Here is a 19,448-nt window from a genome sequence, read left to right on the forward strand (position 1 = left end):
GCGTTGCCAGTGCCGGCGAAGTTGCCGCTGCTCGGGCCGTAATACAGGTTCTCGACGTTAGCCCCCAGCGTGTAGCTCGCCAGCGAGGTCCATACCGTGTCGACACCCTCTCCGCCCAGCTCGATCACCTGGTCGCCCGCTTCGGTCACCTCGTAGGTGTCGTTGCCGGCACCGCCACGCATGATGTCGTTGCCCGTGCCGCCGATCAGCACATCATTACCGACTCCTCCCTCCAGCGTATCGTCCCCACCCATGCCAAGGAGCCTGTCGTCCCCATCGCTACCCAGCATGATTTCGCTACCCGCGGTTCCCGTCAGGGTTCCGCCGAACGTCGTCATGACCATGATGCCCGCCAGCACTGCAGTGGCCGCCGAAGTCAGCGACTCCAGGGTATTGCCATTGTCGGTGTAGCTGACCACCACCCGAATCTGCTGTCCGGCCTGGGCCACGGTCGGGGTAAAGCTTGGGCCTGTGGCACCAGCGATATCGGCGAAGTTGCTGCCCGTGCCGGCCTGCCATTGGTAGTTGAACGCCACGCCGGCCAGCCCATCGGCATCGGTAAAGGCATTGGTCGCCGTGAGTTCGTCACCCAGCGACGGTGCCATATTGCTGATCAGCACGCTGCCCACCGGTAAGTCGTTCGGGTCGCCGGCCTCGACCAGGCTGGTCGGCGTAGAGAACACCGTCTCCAGCACGCCATGGTCGTCCTTGTAGATGCCCTTGACGCGCAGCGCCAGGCCGTCATATTCGGGCGTGACCATAAAGGTCGGGCCGGTGGCGCGGGCCGCCTCGCCGCCGATGTTCTCGGTGACGATATCGGTGAATACGCCGTTACCGAGCAGATCGACCTGCCAGTAATAGCTGATCGGGCCGGTGACATTGCCATTGGCATTGTCGCCATCGCGCAGCAGGTCGGCCTGTACTCGCAGCAACTGGCCGACGCTGGGCGAACCGTCGCTGATGCGCAGCAGCCCCTCCGGCTCGGCATTGATACCGTCCACCAGCACCTCGGCCAAGTCGTTGAACTGGATACGCTCGATATTGCGAATGATGTCCTCGCCATCGGCACCGACCACATCGAGGAAGCCGTCGCCATCACCATCCACGCCATCCACGCCTACATGACGCACGCTGTAGACATTTTCGCCAAGATCCCACAACTGCACCACTTCATACTCGGAGCTCAGCCCCGAGTAGACCGCCGTATCGAAGGACTGCCCGAGGTTGTTCGGGTCGGTCGTGCCAGGCTTCAACTCGCGGACGATAACCAGTTGCCCAGGTTTGATCTCGCCGTTAAGCATCAGCGGGATCATCGGCACCATGCTGTTATAGCTGCCGATCTCTGCGCCGGTACCGTCGTTGTTCTCACGCACGCTGATGCGCACGTTGAGCCACATATCGCCGTCGATCAGGTCGTCGCCGCCGTTACCGGCGATCAGGTCGCTGCCGCTGCCGCCGAGGATGATATTGCCGGCACCGAACTGGTTGTTGTCGGCAGACTCATCAACATCCTGCGTGTCGGGGTCGTCTTCCAGTATGCCGTCCAGCCCCGCAGTAAATGCGCTGCCAAGCAACTCCTCCAGGAACGCCCGCAAGCCGTCGACCATGTCGATATAGTCGTCGCTCAGCACGCTACCGTAGGCACCGGACATGGCAATGGCGTTGGCATCGCGGTCGTCGCCGTTGAGGATGTCGGCATGGTGCGAGCCGGACAGCCCCTCCATGAACTCGAAGCGCGCCAGCACCGACACATCGGACGGCGCCACCGGCGTTTCGTCGAAGGCACGCAGACGGAAGTCCACGTTGACCCCGAACGGATCGTCGCGGAAGCCCGCCCAGTCGAAGCCGGAGCCGCCGACGTAGCGGTCGCCCTCGCCGCCGTTGCCGAACATGATGTCGTCGCCACCCTCGCCGTCCATACGGTCGATGATGCCGAACTCGCCGATGAACACGTCGTGGCCGATCACATCGTCCAGGCCGAACTCGTTGAAGTTGTCGCCGCCGTTGCCGTCGGGACCGCCCAGCTCCAGCCAGTCGTTGCCTTCGTTACCGAACTGCGCCTCGTTGCCGCGGGTGCCGAGGATGAAGTCGTCGCCCGGCCCGCCGAAGATCTCGGTGCCGTCCTCGCCGGAGATGACGAAGTCCTTGCCATGACCGGCCATCACCAGATCGAAGCCGTTGCCCGTATGGACCACGTCGTTGCCTTCGCCGGCACGGATTACATCGTCGCCACCCATGTCGGTGATGATGTCGTCGCCGGCCCCGCCCATGATGAAGTCGTTGCCGAAACCGCCCTCCAGGCGGTCGTTGCCGGCATCGCCCCACAGGGTGTCGTCGCCGATACTGCCGATCAGGGTGTCGTTAACCTCGGTACCACCCAGTACCACGTGCTCGTCGCCGTTGTACTGCAGGAAGTTCGGCCCGCGCATCACATCCGGCAGCAGCGGGTTGTCGCCTACCGGGTCATCCCCGGCGAGTACATCATCTGCACTTTCATCAACATCCTGAGTTTCCGGGTCATCACCGAATACTCCATCGGCGCCGGCCGATACGATGTCAGGATTGTATTGCTGACTCTGATCCACCTCGAGGATCAGCCCCGGGGTGGAGAAGATATCCCCCGGCAGGTGGGTGGCATCGGTATTGGCCATGACCATGCGCGAGAAGAAGTTGTTCTCCATCTCAGTAAGCATGTTCAGGCCGGCCAGGCGCTCCAGGTAGTAGAAGCGGTCAGCATCCTGCAGGGCCTCCATCTGCGTCTCGAAGACGAAGTTGAAGGTGGAACCGAGCATGCCGCCGAAGGGCATGATCTTCTCGGCCAGGCCACCGATCCAGAAGTCGATGGCGTTGACCCCGGTGGTAGCCGCCGGGCCATAGAGGAAGGCCATGCGCTCGGCGTTGAAGGCCGCGATGGCATCCAGATCGGTGAGGCTGGCATCGCCGAACACCAGGTTCATGGCCGCGGTACGCTTGTCTACCAAGGTATCGGCAGCCAGGATCGTGGCATGGGTACCGTAGGCGGCGATAAAGTTGACCAGCGAGGTCTGGTGCTTGAGGTTCATGGCGAAATCGACCCAGCTGGTGTATGGCTTCAGCTGGCTATCGCCGGTCATGTTGTAGAACTCTTGGCGCGCCGCGTTGAGCGACGGCACCCCGGTCTCGCGACCGCGGGCCAGGTTGATGGTGGCCAGGTCCAGCGGCAGGCCGAGCAGGTTATTGCGCAGGGCCTCGGTGACGAACTCGTCGATCTCGTTGCCGAGCTGCCGGGTCATGCCGCGCGCCAGGGCACCGGCGGCCTCTTCCGCCGAGACGGTGATGTACTCAGGAGCGTTCGGATCGAAATCCGGATTGTCTGGATCGCTAAGCGGATTGCGCAACTGATTGAACATCAGCGGGTTGAGGAAGGCCTCGATCAGCCCCAGCTCGCTGGAGACGAAGTCCGGGTTCAGGCGATCCACTGTCTCGGTCAACATCGAGTGACCGAAGCGGTACACCACGTGGGCGAACTCAGCCATGATCGCCGGGTTCAGCGTGCTGTCGTAGACCTGGGTGGCGTTGAAGAACACGTCCACCTGCGGCTGCACCTTGCGCGCGAACTCCTCGAACACCAGGTGCTGGTACTGCATCTCGGTGGCGAAGCGCGCGGCCTGGAACAGCCGCTCGCCGTTCCAGTCCAGGGCATTGATGGCCGCGGCCTTGGCGATTGGATCGGTTATCGCATTGATGTCGTTGAGCTGTTGCTGCGTGATTTGATTGGCGGCACCAGCAAGCAACCATTGATTGACGAAGCTCGCGTCGTTGGAGGCCAGCACCACGTCCTTGGTATGTGTCACCACGCGGTTGTGCTCGGCGTGGAACACATGGTGGATGGCGGTCAGACCGATATTCTCGTTGCCGCGGCCGTCGCCGGTGATGAAGTGGGCATCGAGCAGCTCATCGTCATAGGTGTTGCCACTGTTCTGCCCGCCGCCGAGGGTCAGCCCCACCGCATCGTCGCCATCGGCGGTCTTCAATGCGCCAGTCTGGCTATTGAAGGGGTTGGCGGCATGGGCGATATCGTCGAGGAAGGCATGCCCGGTGCGAATCACATTTTCGGGCACCGCCACCCCGCCCGGCCCGGCGGAAACCAGACCGGTGCCAGTAACGAACTGCGGATAGCCGTTGGGCCCGAGCAGGAATTTGCCGTACGGGTCGGTGGCCAGCATCGGCACGTTCACCACATCGGCATCGGTCAGAATGATACCCAGCATGTCGAGCGCCTGGGCCTTGACCTCGGCCCAGGTCGGCAGGCCGCCGTCGGAGCCATTGAGCAGGCGTCCGGTCGCGACCGGATCGCCATCTTCGTTCAAGGCGTATTCGCGCAGGAACACCTGGTGCGAAGCATGCGAGGTATAGGTCTGGTTCTGGTCGACGAACGGCGTGGTCTGGTTGACATGTAGGTGCACGTCGTCGGCAGTTCCCAAGGTTTCATCTTCACCGGCCTGCACCGCGACGCTGGCCCGGGTCAGCACCATAAAACGCTGTGCGGCCGGCAGATCGTCCTCGGTGCCGGCAATGCCGTCGGCCCCCAACACCAGGGGATCGTCGTCCTGCAACGGGATATAGACCGTGCCGTTACCGCCCTTGTTGACCAGATCCAGGCCATGGTCGAAGAACTGGCCGAACAGGGTGAACCAGGAGTTGAAACCGGCCGACAGCCCTTCGTCCGGCGCGCTGTTGGGGATAAACAGCGGCATACCTTCCGGAATCGGCACACCGTTGAGATCCAGCAGCACGCCGTTGGCGTCCAGGGTACCCAGGCCGGCATCGACATAGGCCTGCACCGCCGCCGGGTTGGTGATGGTCTGGTCGACGATCAGGTTGGAGATAATCCGCGGGTCGCTATCGACCACATCGAAGACCGTATAGACGGGGTTGCCATCCTCATCGAGTATCGGCTCGTCATTCTCGTCAAGCGCAGGTCCAGAGCCGTAGTCTGTATTGGTGATGCCGAAGAACGGTTCTTCATCCTGTTCATCGCGGAACTGTTGATCCACCGCTGTCGGGAACGGCTGATCCGCCGCGCCGAAGTACTGCTGCCCCGGCACCAGGTTGTTGAACGAGCCATCCACTGTGCGCAGGCCCCAGGGCAGGCGCGAGTTGGGGATGATATCCATCAGATCCTCGCCGGCGGCATGGCGCTCGGCGATGATGATCTGGTCGAGAATGAACTGCAGGTCGGAGCGGATCATCCGCAGGCCATTGCCGGGGCTTTCCACCTCGCTTTCCGTCGGTAGCGGTGGCGGCGGCAAGGGCACCGAGCCCCCCGCTACCGGATCGGTGGGGGCCGACGCCACCCGCTCCATCACGCCGTTATCGTCCTGGTAGATGGCGATCACGCGGATCGCCAGGCCGTCCAGGTTAGGCGTGACGCGATAAGACACACCATCCTGGGTAGACGGACGCGCTCCGCCCTCCTCGATGATGTCCTGGAAGATGCCCGAATCGGGCACCGCCTCGTACTGCCAGATATAGCTGACCGGGCGGCCGGTGATCAGGCCGTTGGCGTTATCGGCATCGCCGACATTCTCTGCGGAAACCCGCAATAGTTGCCCTACGGCCGGGGTGCCGAGAATCTCCAGTGCACCAGTCGGCGCGTTGTTACCAGTATCTGCGCTGGTGGTGTCCTCCTCGTCGACGAACACGCCGTTCACCAGCACCATGGCACCATCGGCGAACTGCAGGCGTTCGATATTCATCACCCGATCGATGCCATCGATGCCGGGGGTAACATCGCCGTCTTCGTCGACGATCAGGTGGCTGACGCTGGTGACATCGCCATTGGTGACGACCTGATAGTCGGCACGCCGCCCCGAGAACAGCGCGGTGTCGAAGCCGCCATCGGTGCCGTCGTCGTCGCCGATGCCATCGTCGTTGCTATCGAGGATTTCACGCACGATCACCAACTGACCGGGGTCGTAGGTGCCATCGAGCATCAGATGCATCATGTCCTTCATGCTATTGAAGGAGGCGACTTCCTCATTGGTCAGCTGACCATTCTCATCTCGGCCAAGCACGCGGATGCGCACATTGAGCCAGCGGTCGCCATCGAGCAGGTCGTCGCCGCCGCGGCCTTCCAGCACGTCGCTGCCGCCGCCGCCGAGGATGATATTGCCGCTGCCGAAGGAGCTCTGCGGCGCACCGAAGAACTCGGTGAGCATCCCCTGCAGGTTGGCGATGCGAGCGATGCCCTCGGCGGTCAGCAGGCTGCCCTGGGCGCCGGCCTGGGCGATCAGCGCCGCGTCGGCGTTGTCGCCGCGCAGGATGTCGCCGTGGACAGAACCGGACAGGCCTTCCACCTCGGCGAAGCGGTCGAGGATGCCGGCATTGGACGGCGCCACCGGCGGCTCGACGAAGTCGTCGACGATCAGGTCGACCTTCACGCCGAACGGATCGTCCTTGTACACCGCCCAGTCGAAGCCGGAGTTGCCGTCGAAGTGGTCGGCGCCTTCGGAGCCGACCATGATGTCGTCGCCGCCCTCGCCTATCACCTCGTCGAAGCCGGGGCCGCCGATGAATACGTCATGGCCGTTCACGGTATCGGTGGAGAACGGCTCAAGGTTGTCGCCGGGAGCGCCGTCCTGGGTGCCGATCTCGATCCAGTCATCGCCCTCGTTACCGGCGGTCTGCAGGTTGCCCTTGGCGCCGAGGATGAAGTCGTTGCCGGTGCCGGCAAAGACCTCCGAGACGTCCTCGCCGGTGATGATGAAGTCGTTGCCATGGCCGCCGAGAATCAGGTTGAAGCCATTGCCGCCGTGGATCACGTCGTTGCCGTCGCCACCCTTGAGCACATCGTCGCCGCCCTTGTCGGTGATGATGTCGTCGCCAGCGCCACCTTCGATCACGTCGTTGCCGTCGCCGCCTTCCAGGCGGTCGTTGCCGCCATCGCCCCATAGGGTGTCGTCGCCCAGGCTGCTGATCATCACGTCGTCGCCGGCGGTACCGCCGAGCACCACGTGCTCGTCGCCGGTGTAGCGCAGGTAGTTGGTGTCGCCCCCCGGAGTCTCCGGGTTGTCGCGGATCACCAGCGGGATCAGCCGGTTGTCGCCTACCGGGTCATCCCCGGCGAGTACATCATCTGCACTTTCATCATCTGGAGTTTCCGGGTCATCACCGAATACTCCATCGGCGCCGGCCGATACGATGTCAGGATTGTATTGCTCACTCTGATCCACCTCGAGAATCAGCCCCGGGGTGGAGAAGATATCCGCCGGCAGGTGCACCGCATCGGTATGGCGCATCACCAGTTTGGCGAAGGAGTTGTTCTCCATCTCGGTGAGGAAGTTGAGGCCGTCCAGGCGGGCCAGGTAGTAGAAGCGGTCGCCGTTCTGCAGCGCCTCCATCTGCGTCTCGAAGACGAAGTTGAAGCTCGAGCCGAGCATGCCGCCAAAGGGCATGATCTTCTCGGCCAGGCCGCCGATCCAGAAGTCCACCAGATCCAGCCCGCCCTTGTTCACGGAATAGTCGACGGTTTCGTTAAGACGGGTGCCGTTGAGGAAGGCCATTCGGTCATCGTCGCCGATCGCCCCGCCACCGAGCACGATATCCATGGCTGCGGCGCGCTTGGCCGCCAGAGTCGCAGCACTGGTAATACTGGCGTGGGTGCCGTAGGCGGCGATGAAGTTGATCAGCGATTCCGGATGCTTGAGGTGCAGGGCGAAATCCAGCCAGCTGGTGTAGGGACGCAGCTGACTGTCGCCGGTCATGGCATAGAACTCGGCACGTGCCTCGTTCAGCGACGGCACGCCGGTGTCGCGGCCGCGGGCGATATTGATCGCCGCCAGGTCCAGCGGCAAGCCGAGCAGGCTGTTGCGCAGGGCGCTGGTGACGAACTCGTCGATCTCGTTGCCCAGTTGCCGGGTCAGCCCGCGAACGATGGCGCCGGCGGCCTCTTCGGGCGACAGTGTGCCGTTTTCGTTGAACGCCAGCGGGTTGAGGAAGGCCTCGATCAGCCCCAGGCTGCTGTCGTTCTGGAAGCTCGGATCGAGCCGGTCGACCGTCTCGGTCAGCATCGAGTGGCCGAAGCGGTACACGGTATGGGCGAACTCGGCCATGATCGCCGGGTTGATGGTGGCGTCGTAACCGTTGGGGATAAGGAACTCGTCCACCAGCGGCTGCACCTTGCGGGCGAACTCCTCGAACACCAGGTGCTGGTACTGCATCTCGGTGCCGAACTTGGCGGCCTGGAACAACCGCTCGCCGTTCCAGGCCAGAGCATCGATGGCCGCGGCCTTGGCGATTGGATCGATTATCGCATTGATGTCGTTGAGCTGTTGCTGCGTGATTTGATTCGCGGCACCAGCAAGCAACCATTGATTGACGAAGCTCAAGTCGTTGGAGGCCACCACCACATCCTTGGTGTGCTCGACCAGGCGATTGTGCTCGGCGTGGAACACATGGTGCACGGCAGTTAGTGCAATGTTCTCGTTGACCCGGCCGTCGCCGGCGATGAAGTGAGCGTCGAGCAGCTCACCGTCATAGCTGCCGGGCACCAGCGGTGCGCCGGTCTGGCTATTGAAGGGGCTGGCCGAGTGAGCGATATCGTCGAGAAAACCATGGCCGGTGGTCAACGCCAGAGAGGCGTCCACCGGTGCGAGCAGGTTGCCCTCGAGCAGGCCCAGGCCGCCGATAGCGGTGACCAGCTGCGGCAGGCCATTGGCACCCGGGATGAAGTTGCCGTACTGATCGGTGGCCAGCAGCGGCACCCGACCGACATCGTAATCGTCCAGCTCTATGCCCAGCACATCGCGGGCCTGGGCCTTGAGCATGGCCCAGGTGGCCATGCCGCCAATCGGCTGACCTTCTGGGTCGAGTGCCGTATTGGTCAGCAGCCTGCCGGTGGCCATCGGGTGGCTGTCAAGAATACCGTCGTTGTTGCTGTCGACACTGAAGGCGTACTCGCGCAAAAACACCTGGTGCGAGGCATGCGAACTGTAGGTCTGGTTCTGGTCGACGAACGGCGTGGTCTGGTTGGTCTGCTGGCCATTCTCATCGACGCTGGCGCGGGTCACCACCATAAAGTTGGTCTGCGGCGTAGCCGCACTGTACAGCGGGTCGTCTTCTTGCAGCGGAATGAAGATAAAGCCGTTGCCACCCTTGTTGACCAGGTCCAGACCATGGTCGAAGAACTGGCCGAAGAAGGTGAACCAGGTGTTGAAGCCGGCGGACAGACCTTCGTCCGGTGCGGTATTGGGGATAAACAGCGGCTGGGTGGCGGAGATTGGAACGCCGTCTAGGTCTAGGATAATCGGGGTGCCGTCTGCATTGTAGACCTGCTCACCAAGCGCATTGACTACCCGAGTGCCTAACCCTGCATCGACGAACGCCTGCACCGCAGCGGGGTTATTGATGGTCTGATCGACGATCAGGTTGGAAATGATGCGCGGGTCGGAGTCCACCACATTGCCGCCGGCCGCGTAGTCGGTATTGTTGGTGCCGTTGAACATCGCTTCATCGTTTTCATTGCGGAACTGCTGATCCAGCAGCAACAGGAACTCCTGGTCGGCGGCGCCCCAGAAGGTACGGCCCTCCACCAGGTTGTTGTAGCTGCCATCCACGGTGCGCAAACCCCAGGGCACCTGGGAGTTGGGCAGCAGTTCGTCCAGGCTCTGTCCCGCGGCATGCGCCTCGGCGATAAAAATCTGCTGGAGGATGAACTCGAGATCGGACTTGATGAAATTGGCCATTTCCTTCCACCTCTGATGCCCAGCAGCTGAATTCGCAAAGTCAAAGCCAAAGGAATCCCTGGCGCAGACGCAGCTCACCCTCTCCAGGCGCGCGTCACGCGTTCGTCAGAGTGTTCCCGGGATAGAGGCCAAACGCCGCCGCGCCGACATGCTGGGATCGTCGACGTCCAATCGGTATTTGGTATGTCCCTATGCTGATGCCGGCTCAAAGCCTGGCGTCAAAAATCAGGCAGAAGGAGGCCCGTGAAACTGCGGGTCGGCGAAGTGCCCTAGCGGAGACGCCTCAGGCGCCTGGTCAAGCAAGACTCTGGTCATGGTCTTTCTCGGTATTGCTGCTGGTCTGGTGGAAACCGTGACGGTTTCTTGGCCTTTTCCAGCAATTACACGATTAGACTTAAGTCCCAGCCCTTGGCCTTGTCAAGATACCGTCGATCAGCTCATCAAAATACGGCATTGCGCCATAAATCTTTACTGCATAAAGATTTTCTCTAAGAAACAAAAGGAAACATGAAAAAAATAAGCCGCCAAACCGCCTTGCGCCCCGACGAAAGTCCCATCTATACCTAGGGGGCGACATTCGAGGAGACGGGAAAATGTCTCCCAGCAGGCACACCGGCCCACAGAGCGCCGGAACGCCGTCACCCCAGCAGGATGCTCAGCTAACATGCCGTGCCGGAGGGTTCTATGAACGCCCCGCAGTCCCCGCGTTCCGAGTTGGCCGAGGTTCTGTTTCGCCTGCGCCGCACCTTCTATGCGCTCGCGGCCTTCAGCGGGGTGATCAACCTGCTGATGCTGACCCCGGCCGTTTATATGCTGCAGGTCTACGACCGCGCCCTGGTCAGCAGCAACGTCACCACCTTGCTCATGCTCACCCTGCTGGTGGTCGGCCTCTACGTGCTGATGGCACTGCTGGAGGTGGTGCGCTCCAGCGTGCTGATCCGCGTCGGCAACCGCCTCGACATGATGCTCAACAAGCGCATCTTCGGTGCCGCCTTCGAGCGCAACCTGCGCCGCGCCGGCGGCAACCCGGCGCAGGCCCTGCAGGATCTGTCGCAGGTGCGCCAGTTCCTCACCGGCAACGGCCTGTTCGCCTTCTTCGACGCACCCTGGACGCCGATCTACCTGCTGGTGATCTACCTGGTGCATCCGTTGCTCGGCCTGATCACCCTGATCGGTTCGTTGCTGCTGGTGGCCCTGGCCTGGCTCACCGAGGTCAGCACGCGCAAGCCGCTGGCCGAGGCCAACCAGGCGTCGCTGGTGTCCGGCAGCTTCGCCAACAACAACCTGCGCAACGCCGAGGTGATCGAAGCCATGGGCATGCTGCCGGCGATCCGCCAGCGCTGGTTCGGCAATCACCTGAAGATCCTCGAGCTGCAGACCCTGGCCTCCGACCGCGCCGCCTATATCGCCGGCGGCAGCCGCTTCGTGCGCGTCACCCTGCAGTCGCTGATCCTCGGCACCGGTGCCCTGCTGGCGATCCAGGGCAAGATCACCCCGGGCATGATGATCGCCTGCTCGATCCTCTCCGGCCGCGCCCTGGCGCCGGTGGAACAGGTGATCTCGACCTGGAAGCAGCTGCTCTCCAGCCGCGCCGCCTGGGCCAGGCTGGGCGAGCTGCTGGGCGATTTCCCCGCACACAAGCCGTCCATGCCGCTGCCCAAGCCGCTGGGCATGCTCCACGTGGAGAACGCCTTCGCCAGTGCGCCGGGCTCGCCCACGCCGATCCTGCGCGGCATCAGCTTCGCCCTCTCGCCTGGCGAGGCACTGGGCATCATCGGCCCTTCGGCCTCCGGCAAATCCACCCTGGCGCGCCTGCTGGTCGGCGTATGGCCGGCGCAAGGCGGCAAGGTGCGCCTGGACGGCGCCGACATCTATCAGTGGAACAAGGCCGAACTGGGCCCCTGGCTCGGCTACCTGCCGCAGGACGTCGAGCTGTTCGAGGGCAGCGTGGCCGAGAACATCGCCCGCTTCGGCGAGATCGACAGCGACGCGGTGATCCTCGCCGCCAAGCAGGCCGGCGTGCACGACATGATCCTGCACCTGCCGCAGGGCTACGACAGCCGCCTGAGCGCCGACGGCGGCTCGCTGTCCGGCGGGCAGAAGCAGCGCATCGGCCTGGCCCGCGCGCTGTACGGCGAGCCGTCGCTGATCGTCCTCGACGAGCCCAACGCCAGCCTCGACGACGTCGGCGAAGCAGCGCTGCTGCAGGCGCTGGTCGAGCTCAAGCAGCGCGGCAAGACCCTGGTGCTGATCTCCCACCGCCCCACCGTGCTGAGCATGGTGGACAAGGTGCTGGTGCTGCGCGATGGCGCGGTGCAGATGTTCGGCACCCGCGACGAGGTGTTCGCCGCCCTGCGTCAGGCCAACGTGATCCCCACCGGCAAAGGGGCGCCGACCCTGGCCTCGGTGCGGGGCAAGGAGTGACATGCCATGTCCGACCTACAGTTCGAGAGCAAGAGCCTGCAGTTGGCGGACAGCCCCTGCGAAATCGACATGGACGACCGCAAGCCCAGCCGCTGGGGCCTGTCGCTGGTGTTCGCCGGCTTCGGCGGATTCATCCTCTGGGCCCTGCTCGCGCCGCTGGATGCCGGGGTGGTGGCCAACGCCACGGTCAACGTCACCGACAACCGCAAGACCATCCAGCACCTGACCGGCGGCTCGGTCGGCGCCATCCTGGTGCGCGAGGGCGACCTGGTCGCACGCAACCAGCCGCTGATCGAGCTGGATGCCACCCGCGCCATCGCCGAGCAGGGCATGGTCAGCGCCCAGTACATAGTGGTCAGCACGGTGAAAAGCCGTCTGCAGGCCGAGCGCGACGGCGCCGCGCAGGTGCAGTTCGATCCCGAACTGCTCAGCCGTTTCGCCGGCGACCCGCGCCTGGATGCCGCTGTCGCCCTGCAGCAGCGCCTGTTCGCCACCCGCCGCGCGGCGCTGAGCGGCGAGGCGGAGATTCTCCGCGAGAACATCCGCGGCGCCGAGGAACAGCTCAAGGGCCTGCGCCAGGTGCAGTACTCGCGCCATTCACAGATCAAGCTGCTCAACCAGGAACTCGATGGTGTGCGCAGCCTGGCCGCCGAAGGCTACGTGGCGCGCAACCGCATGCTCGAACTGGAGCGCAACGCCGCCGAGCTGAGCGCCTCGCTCGCGCAGAACGTCGCCGATAGCGGACGCACGCGCAACCAGATCGCCGAACTCAAGCTGCGCATCCTGCAACTGGAGCAGGACTTCCAGAAAGAAGTGCAATCGCAACTGACCGAGGCGCAGAAAGAGACCGCCGCCCTCGCCGACCGCCTGCGCGCACTGGACTACGAGGTGACCAACACGGTGATCCGCTCGCCCATCGACGGCGTGGTGCTGGGGCTGTCCGCCTCCACCATCGGCGGGGTGATCCAGGCCGGCTCGCGGATCATGGACGTGGTGCCGGCCAACGAGCCGCTGCAGGTGGACGCCATGGTGCCGGTGCAGGCCATCGACAAGATGCAACCCGGCCTGCCGGTGGACATCGCCTTCCCCGCCTTCAACCACGCGCAGACGCCGAGCATCCCCGGGCGCGTGCTGACCATCTCCGCCGACCGCCTGATCGACGAGGCCAACAAGCAGCCCTACTACCTGGCCCAGGTCGAGGTGACCGCCGAGGGCATGGACAAGCTCGGCAGCAACCGCATCCGCCCCGGCATGCCGGCCACCGTGACGATCAAGACTGGCGAACGCAACCTGATGAGTTATCTGATGAAACCTCTGCTAGACCGTATAGATGGAGCCTTCAAGGAGCAATGACATGCTCGTGCGTCAAACCCTGCTCGGCCTCTGTTGCCTGGCCAGCCTGCCCGCCCACGCCCTCGACCTGCTGCAAGCCTGGGAACTGCTGCAACTGCAGGGCCCGACCTACCGCGCGGCGGTTCACGAACGCGCCGCCGGCCTGGAGAACCGCGCCATAGGTAAGGCCGGGCTGCTGCCACAGATCACCGCGCGGGCCAGCAAGAGCCGAGTCGACGGCACCCAGGAGCAGGAAAACCTGCTCGGCCAGAACATCGAAAACGACCTGGACTACGACTCGCAGAACCTCAGCCTGCAACTGCGCCAGCCGCTGTACAACCGCCAGAAGATGGTCGAGTACCGCCAGGGCAAACAGCGCGCCAGCTACAGCGAGGCGGTGTTCGACGCCAAGACGCAGAACGTCGCCGTGCGCCTGGCCAGTCGCTACTTCGACGTGCTGCTGACACGCGAGACCATCGATCTGTCGCGCGCCAAGCTCAAGGCCCTCGAGCAGCAGGTGGCCGCCGCGCAGCGCCGCTTCGACCTGGGCGACGGCACCATCACCGACGTCGACCTGGCCATCTCACGCCGCGACCTGGCCCAGGCACAGTTGATCGAAGCCGAAGACAATCTGTTGGTCGCCTTGCGTCTACTGCAAGAGCTGCTCGGTGACGTTCCGCGGCAACTCGCCTCCCTGCACCCGGACTTTCCCACCCCGCCGCTGCAGCCGAACAACCTGCAGGACTGGCTGCACAAGGCGCAACAGAACAACCCCACGCTACGCGCGCGGCAGGTCAACCATGGCCTCGCCGAAGAAGAAGTCAGACGCGCCAGCAGCGGCCACTGGCCGACCCTGGACCTGGTGCTGGGCTATACCGACAGCGAAAGCGACTCGATCTCCACCATCGACCAGACCAACCGCTACAACTCCATCGGCCTGGAGTTCAACATGCCGTTGTATTCCGGCGGCGGCGTCAGTGCCCGGGTGCGCCAGGCCACCGCCAGCCGCGAACAGGCCGGCGAGGAGGTCAACGCCGCGCGTGAGGAAGTGCTCTCCGCCACCACCCGCGAATTTCGCGGCGTGCAGAGCGGCCAGGCGCGCATCCGCGCCCTGGAACGGGCGGTCGCCTCCAGCGAACGGGCGCAGGACTCGGCACGCAAGGGCTTTCTCGCCGGCTCCAGCACCAACGTCGACATCCTCAACGCCGAGGAGCAGGTGTTCATCGCCCGTCGCGACCTGCTCGAAGCCAAGCTGCGCTACCTGCTGGCCCGTCTGCAACTGGCCGAAGCGGTCGGCCTGCTGGGCGAGGACGATATCCTCCAGGCCAATGCCTACCTGGGTCCGGAGCTGGCGATCGGTTATTGACTAGGTTCTCAGGGCCAGTGACGCTACTGGGTACGCCCAGCGCCGAACATCCAGCCCAGCGCCAGTCCCGTAGGTTGGGTTGAGGAGCCGGCGACGAAGCCCAACGCGCCAGGCCACAGCTATGGCGCTGCTTCGTCATCCGCTGTTGGGCTTCGCTGCGCTCAGCCCAACCTACGACCCCGTCCGGCGCCGAGCATCCAGGCGAGCAGCAGCACCAGCGACTCCGCCAGCCAGGCCAGCAGCAAGGCGCAGCTCAGGCCCCAGAGCATCGCCTCGGGGGTCAGCAGCACCTGGTAGCGGTAGGCCTCGAGGGTTTCCTCGAACAGTTCGCCGTCGGCCGCCGTGGCCAGGTGCCAGGCCTGGGCGTACCAGGGCCCCTGCATGGCCTGCCACTCGCGCTCCAGCAAGGCCGCGCGCTGCACCAGATGGGCCAGGCTCTGCGCGTCGCTGCGCATCACCGCATCGTCGCTGACCCGGTAGTGCGCGACCAGCGCATCCAGGTCGCCCTTGAAAAAGCGCCGCGCGGTGTCCTGAAAGCCCTTGAGGCTCTGCTGCGACTCCAGGCGATGGGCCTCGACGCGCTTGCCGTAGTCGTCGACGAAGCCCGGCACCTGCACGCCGAGCAGCAGACCGCAGGCGAACAGCGCCAGGCGCAGGTAGCTTCGCAACATCCTTCCTTCTCCTGCTCAGGCCTTGCCGTCGGCGAGGCACTCGCCACGGCGCCACAGCCGCCACTCGCCCGGCTGGTACAGCGTCCATTGTTCGTTGTCGGTCAAAGGCTCGGTGGCGATCACCGTGACCACGTCGTTCGGCGTGGTTTCGGCCTGGAAATCCACCTTGAGGTCGGCGTCCTTGAGCTGCGCCGGGCCGAAGGGCGCGCGCCGGGTGATATGCGCCAGCTTGCTCGAACAGAAGCTGAACAGCCAGTCGCCGTCGCTGAGCAGGCAGTTGAACACGCCGAGCTGGCGGTAGCTGGCGCACGCCGCCACCAGCACCGGCAGCAGCATCTCCACCGACACCGGCTCGGGAAAGGCGCGGCGCACCCGGTTGAGCAGGTCGCAGAAGGCCGCCTCGCTGTCGGTGTCGCCCACCGGCCGGTAGAAGCTGGTAGCGCCGACCAGGCCGGCCAGTTGGCCGTTATGGGCGAAACACCAGTTGCGCCCCCACAGCTCGCGGACGAAGGGATGGGTATTGGCCAGGCACACCTGGCCGACGTTGGCCTGGCGGATATGGCCGATCACCACCTCGCTCTTGATCGGGTAGCGCTGCACCAGCTGCGCCACCTCCGACTCGCTGCTCGCCCGCGGGTCCTGGAACAGGCGCAGGCCACGGCCCTCGTAGAAGCCGATGCCCCAGCCGTCGCGGTGCGGCCCGGTACGCCCGCCGCGCTGCATCAGCCCGGTGAAGCTGAAGACGATATCGGTGGGCACGTTGGCGCTCATGCCGAGCAATTCGCACATCGCGTCAGTTCTCCTCGCCGAGCGCGCGGCGCAGTTGCTCGGCCTCGGCCTGCAGGCGCGCCTGCAAACGCCGGCGGCCCAGGGGCAGGAAACGCACCAGCAGGCGCCAGAGCAGCGCCGGCAGATCGCCGCGGCGGCGCGGGATCAGGTGCAGATGCAGGTGCGGCACGTGCTGGTTGGAATCGGGGCCGTCGTTGATCAACAGATTGATCCCCTCGCGGCCGTAGCCCGCCGCGCGCAGCGCCGCCGCCATCCTGTCGGCCAGGGCCAGCAGACGGTCGCGCACCGCCGCCGGCAGATCTTCTAAAAAAGGGGCATGGGCGCGGCTAACGATCAGCACGTGCGCCGGGCGCATGGGAAAGATATCCAGCAGGACGATGAAATCCTCGTCCCGGTACAGCTGATGCGCCGGCAAACGGCCGGCGGCGATGGCGCAGAATACACAATCCATGAGGCCTCCCATCCACAATGGCCATCATGCTGACCGGCTAACCGGCCAGGTGCAAGGGGTCAGAGGCGCGGTTCCAGCCGGCCGCCGCGCTCGTAGGGGTGCTCCAGGCGCTCGTCGTCCTGTTCCATCAGCTCGCGCAGGGTGCGCGGGTCTTCGTCTTCCACCGCGTCCTGCGCCTGGCGCCCCTGCCACCAGCGCTCGATGGGCCAGCGCACGGCGACGAACAGCAGGTACAGGGCGAAGGCGATCAGGCTGTAGAGGGTCAGGTCGGCCACCGCCCGCCAGGCGTTGTTGCCCACCTTGAGCAGCAGGTCCATGGCGGTTACCGCGATGGCCGGGGCGAACAACTCGCGCGCCGGGTCGACTATGGTCGGGCTGAACAGCAGCACCGCCACCAGCACCCGCAGCGGCTCGCGCAGGTAGCGCCACATCCAGCCGGTCATGCGCAGCCACACCAGCAGGCAGCCGAGGGCGGCGACGCCATAGGCGGCCCAGGCGAGCAGATAGTCGTTCTCGTTCATCATAAAGCGGCGTTCCTGGCCTCGAAGTTGGCGGGGCTGGCGGAGGGGCGCTTATGATAACGGCTTTTCCCCGGCCCGGCGCCCCTGCCGTCGGCCGCGCCGCCCTGGAGCCTCCGCATGACCGCAGCCCCCATCGCCCGCCAAGAATCCGGCGCCGATCCCTATCGCTGGCTGGAGCATCGCGACAGCGACGAGGTGCTCGACCACCTGCGCGCCGAGAACGCCTACCTGGAGGCCGAGCTGGCACCGCAGCAGGCGCTGCGCGAGCGGCTGTTCGAGGAGATCAAGGGACGCATCCGCGAAACCGACCTGTCGCTGCCAGTGCCCTGGGGCGACTACCTCTACTTCCAGCGCACCACCGCCGGCGACGAGTACCCGCGCCACTATCGCTGCCGCAAACCGGCGGACGGTTCGCTGAGCCTCGACGCCGCCAGCGAGCAGCTGTTGCTCGACCCCAACGCCCTGGCCGGCGGCGGCTACCTGGCGCTCGGCGCCTTCAGCATCAGCCCGGACCAACGCCGTCTGGCCTACAGCCTGGATCGCAGCGGCGACGAGATCTACCGCCTGTTCGTCAAGGAACTGGACAGCGGGCAGATCCAGGAGCTGCCCTTCGACGACTGCGACGGCAGCATGACCTGGGCGGGCGACAGCCAGACGCTGTTCTTCACCGAACTGGACGACACCCACCGCCCCTACAAGCTGTACCGCCACCGCCTCGGTACGGACGGCGCCGAAGCGGTGTTCGAGGAGGGCGACGGGCGCTTCTTCCTGCACTGCTACCGCTCCAGCTCCGAGCGCCAGCTGATCCTCCAGCTCGGCAGCAAGACCACCAGCGAGGTGTGGGTACTGGATGCCGAACGGCCGCAGGACGCCTTCGCCTGCCTGGCGCCACGCGAGGAAGGCCACGAGTACGATGTCGACCACGGTCTGCAGGACGGCGCCTGGAGCTGGCTGATCCGCAGCAACCAGAGCGGCATCAACTTCGCCCTCTACGCCGCCGACGAAGCCGCGCCACAGCGCCCGCACTGGCGTGAAATCCGCGCCCAGGACCCGGCGGTGATGCTCGAAGGCGTCACCCCCAACCGCGACGCCCTGGTGCTGAGCCTGCGCGAGGGCGGCCTGCCGGTGCTGGAGGTGCAGCCGCAGGGCGCGGCCGCCTACCGCGTGCAACTGCCGGACGCCGCCTACAGCCTGCACGTGCAGGACGGCCTGGAGTTCCACAGCGCAGTGATCCGCCTGCGCTACGAGGCCCTCGGCCGCCCGGCGCAGATCCGCCAGCTGGAGCTGGCCACGGGTGCCCAGCAGGTGCTCAAGCAAACCCCGGTGGAAGGCCCCTTCGATGCCGAGGCCTACGAGAGCCGCCGGCTGTGGGCCACCGCGGCCGACGGCACGCAGGTGCCGATCAGCCTGGTGGCGCGCCGCGAGGTGCTCGCCGCCGGCACGCCGGCGCCACTCTACCTCTATGGCTACGGCGCCTACGGCGAGAGCCTCGACCCCTGGTTCTCGCATGCCCGCCTGAGCCTGCTGGAGCGCGGTTTCGTCTTCGCCATCGCCCACGTGCGCGGCGGCGGCGAGATGGGCGAGGCCTGGTACCGCGCCGGCAAGCTGGAGCACAAGCCGAACACCTTCGGCGACTTTATCGCCTGCGCCGAACACCTGATCGACGCCGGCCTGACCACCCCGGCGCAGCTGGCCATCAGCGGCGGCAGCGCCGGCGGCCTGCTGATCGGCGCGGTGCTCAACCAGCGCCCGCAGCTGTTCGCCGCGGCCATCGCCGAAGTGCCCTTCGTCGATGTGCTCAACACCATGCTCAACCCGGAGCTGCCGCTGACCGTCACCGAGTACGACGAATGGGGCGACCCGAGCCAGCCCGAGGTGTTCGCGCGGATCCAGGCCTACGCGCCCTACGAGAACGTGCGCGCGCAGGCCTACCCGGCGATCCTCGCCGTGGCCGGCTACAACGACAGCCGCGTGCAGTACTGGGAAGCGGCCAAGTGGGTGGCGCGCCTGCGCGAGAGCAAGACCGACGCCAACCTGCTGCTGCTCAAGACCGACCTCGACGCCGGCCACGGCGGCATGAGCGGGCGCTACCAGGGCATCCGCGACGTGGCCCTGGAATACGCCTTCCTGTTCAAGGTGCTGGGCCTCGCCGAAGGCTGACCGAGCAAT

The 19,448-nt window shown here is 65.1% G+C and carries 9 protein-coding genes; 4 read left to right on the plus strand and 5 right to left on the minus strand.

What is annotated here, in order from left to right:
• Positions 1-9,725: peroxidase family protein (locus ACIGKL_RS21940; protein ID WP_397488547.1), on the minus strand; the 9,725-nt coding region annotated here is incomplete at its 3' end.
• Positions 9,726-10,409: 684 nt separating this feature from the next.
• Here ACIGKL_RS21940 and ACIGKL_RS21945 point away from each other — a divergent pair.
• Genes ACIGKL_RS21945 through ACIGKL_RS21955 form a run of 3 tightly spaced genes read left to right on the plus strand, consistent with a single transcriptional unit; the run spans position 10,410 to position 14,847 of the window.
• Positions 10,410-12,149 carry a type I secretion system permease/ATPase gene (locus tag ACIGKL_RS21945; RefSeq protein ID WP_397488548.1) on the plus strand — a complete coding sequence of 580 codons (1,740 nt, stop codon included), beginning with the start codon at positions 10,410-10,412 and terminating at the stop codon, positions 12,147-12,149.
• A 6-nt stretch (positions 12,150-12,155) separates the two neighbouring features.
• A complete protein-coding gene (locus ACIGKL_RS21950; protein ID WP_397488549.1) occupies positions 12,156-13,502 on the plus strand; it encodes an HlyD family type I secretion periplasmic adaptor subunit in 1,347 nt (448 codons plus the stop codon).
• A 1-nt stretch (position 13,503) separates the two neighbouring features.
• Positions 13,504-14,847 (plus strand): TolC family outer membrane protein, encoded by a 1,344-nt coding sequence (locus ACIGKL_RS21955; protein WP_397488550.1) that lies wholly within the window; start codon positions 13,504-13,506, stop codon positions 14,845-14,847.
• Between the two features lie 161 nt (positions 14,848-15,008).
• Here the strand turns inward: ACIGKL_RS21955 and ACIGKL_RS21960 are convergent, their stop codons facing one another.
• Genes ACIGKL_RS21960 through ACIGKL_RS21975 form a run of 4 tightly spaced genes read right to left on the minus strand, consistent with a single transcriptional unit; the run spans position 15,009 to position 17,282 of the window.
• Positions 15,009-15,518 (minus strand): DUF2937 family protein, encoded by a 510-nt coding sequence (locus tag ACIGKL_RS21960; protein ID WP_397488551.1) that lies wholly within the window; start codon positions 15,516-15,518, stop codon positions 15,009-15,011.
• Positions 15,519-15,533: 15 nt separating this feature from the next.
• Positions 15,534-16,307 carry a class II glutamine amidotransferase gene (locus tag ACIGKL_RS21965; RefSeq protein ID WP_397488552.1) on the minus strand — a complete coding sequence of 258 codons (774 nt, stop codon included), beginning with the start codon at positions 16,305-16,307 and terminating at the stop codon, positions 15,534-15,536.
• A gap of 4 nt (positions 16,308-16,311) precedes the next feature.
• Positions 16,312-16,758 (minus strand): HIT family protein, encoded by a 447-nt coding sequence (locus ACIGKL_RS21970; protein WP_397488553.1) that lies wholly within the window; start codon positions 16,756-16,758, stop codon positions 16,312-16,314.
• A 59-nt stretch (positions 16,759-16,817) separates the two neighbouring features.
• A complete protein-coding gene (locus tag ACIGKL_RS21975) occupies positions 16,818-17,282 on the minus strand; it encodes an MFS transporter (RefSeq protein WP_397488554.1) in 465 nt (154 codons plus the stop codon).
• Positions 17,283-17,396: 114 nt separating this feature from the next.
• Between ACIGKL_RS21975 and ACIGKL_RS21980 the strand changes: the two genes are divergently transcribed.
• Positions 17,397-19,439 (plus strand): S9 family peptidase, encoded by a 2,043-nt coding sequence (locus ACIGKL_RS21980; RefSeq protein ID WP_397488555.1) that lies wholly within the window; start codon positions 17,397-17,399, stop codon positions 19,437-19,439.
• Positions 19,440-19,448: the final 9 nt, after the last annotated feature.

It is taken from the genome of Pseudomonas sp. NPDC077186 (assembly GCF_044543505.1).
GTDB lineage: Bacteria > Pseudomonadota > Gammaproteobacteria > Pseudomonadales > Pseudomonadaceae > Aquipseudomonas.

Coding starts and splice junctions, on each gene's coding strand:
- ACIGKL_RS21970 (WP_397488553.1), bottom strand. CDS start 16,758: ATGGATTGTGTATTCTGCGCCATCGCCGCCGGCCGTTTGCCGGCGCAT.
- ACIGKL_RS21960 (WP_397488551.1), bottom strand. CDS start 15,518: ATGTTGCGAAGCTACCTGCGCCTGGCGCTGTTCGCCTGCGGTCTGCTG.
- ACIGKL_RS21950 (WP_397488549.1), top strand. CDS start 12,156: ATGTCCGACCTACAGTTCGAGAGCAAGAGCCTGCAGTTGGCGGACAGC.
- ACIGKL_RS21975 (WP_397488554.1), bottom strand. CDS start 17,282: ATGATGAACGAGAACGACTATCTGCTCGCCTGGGCCGCCTATGGCGTC.
- ACIGKL_RS21945 (WP_397488548.1), top strand. CDS start 10,410: ATGAACGCCCCGCAGTCCCCGCGTTCCGAGTTGGCCGAGGTTCTGTTT.
- ACIGKL_RS21955 (WP_397488550.1), top strand. CDS start 13,504: ATGCTCGTGCGTCAAACCCTGCTCGGCCTCTGTTGCCTGGCCAGCCTG.
- ACIGKL_RS21965 (WP_397488552.1), bottom strand. CDS start 16,307: ATGTGCGAATTGCTCGGCATGAGCGCCAACGTGCCCACCGATATCGTC.
- ACIGKL_RS21980 (WP_397488555.1), top strand. CDS start 17,397: ATGACCGCAGCCCCCATCGCCCGCCAAGAATCCGGCGCCGATCCCTAT.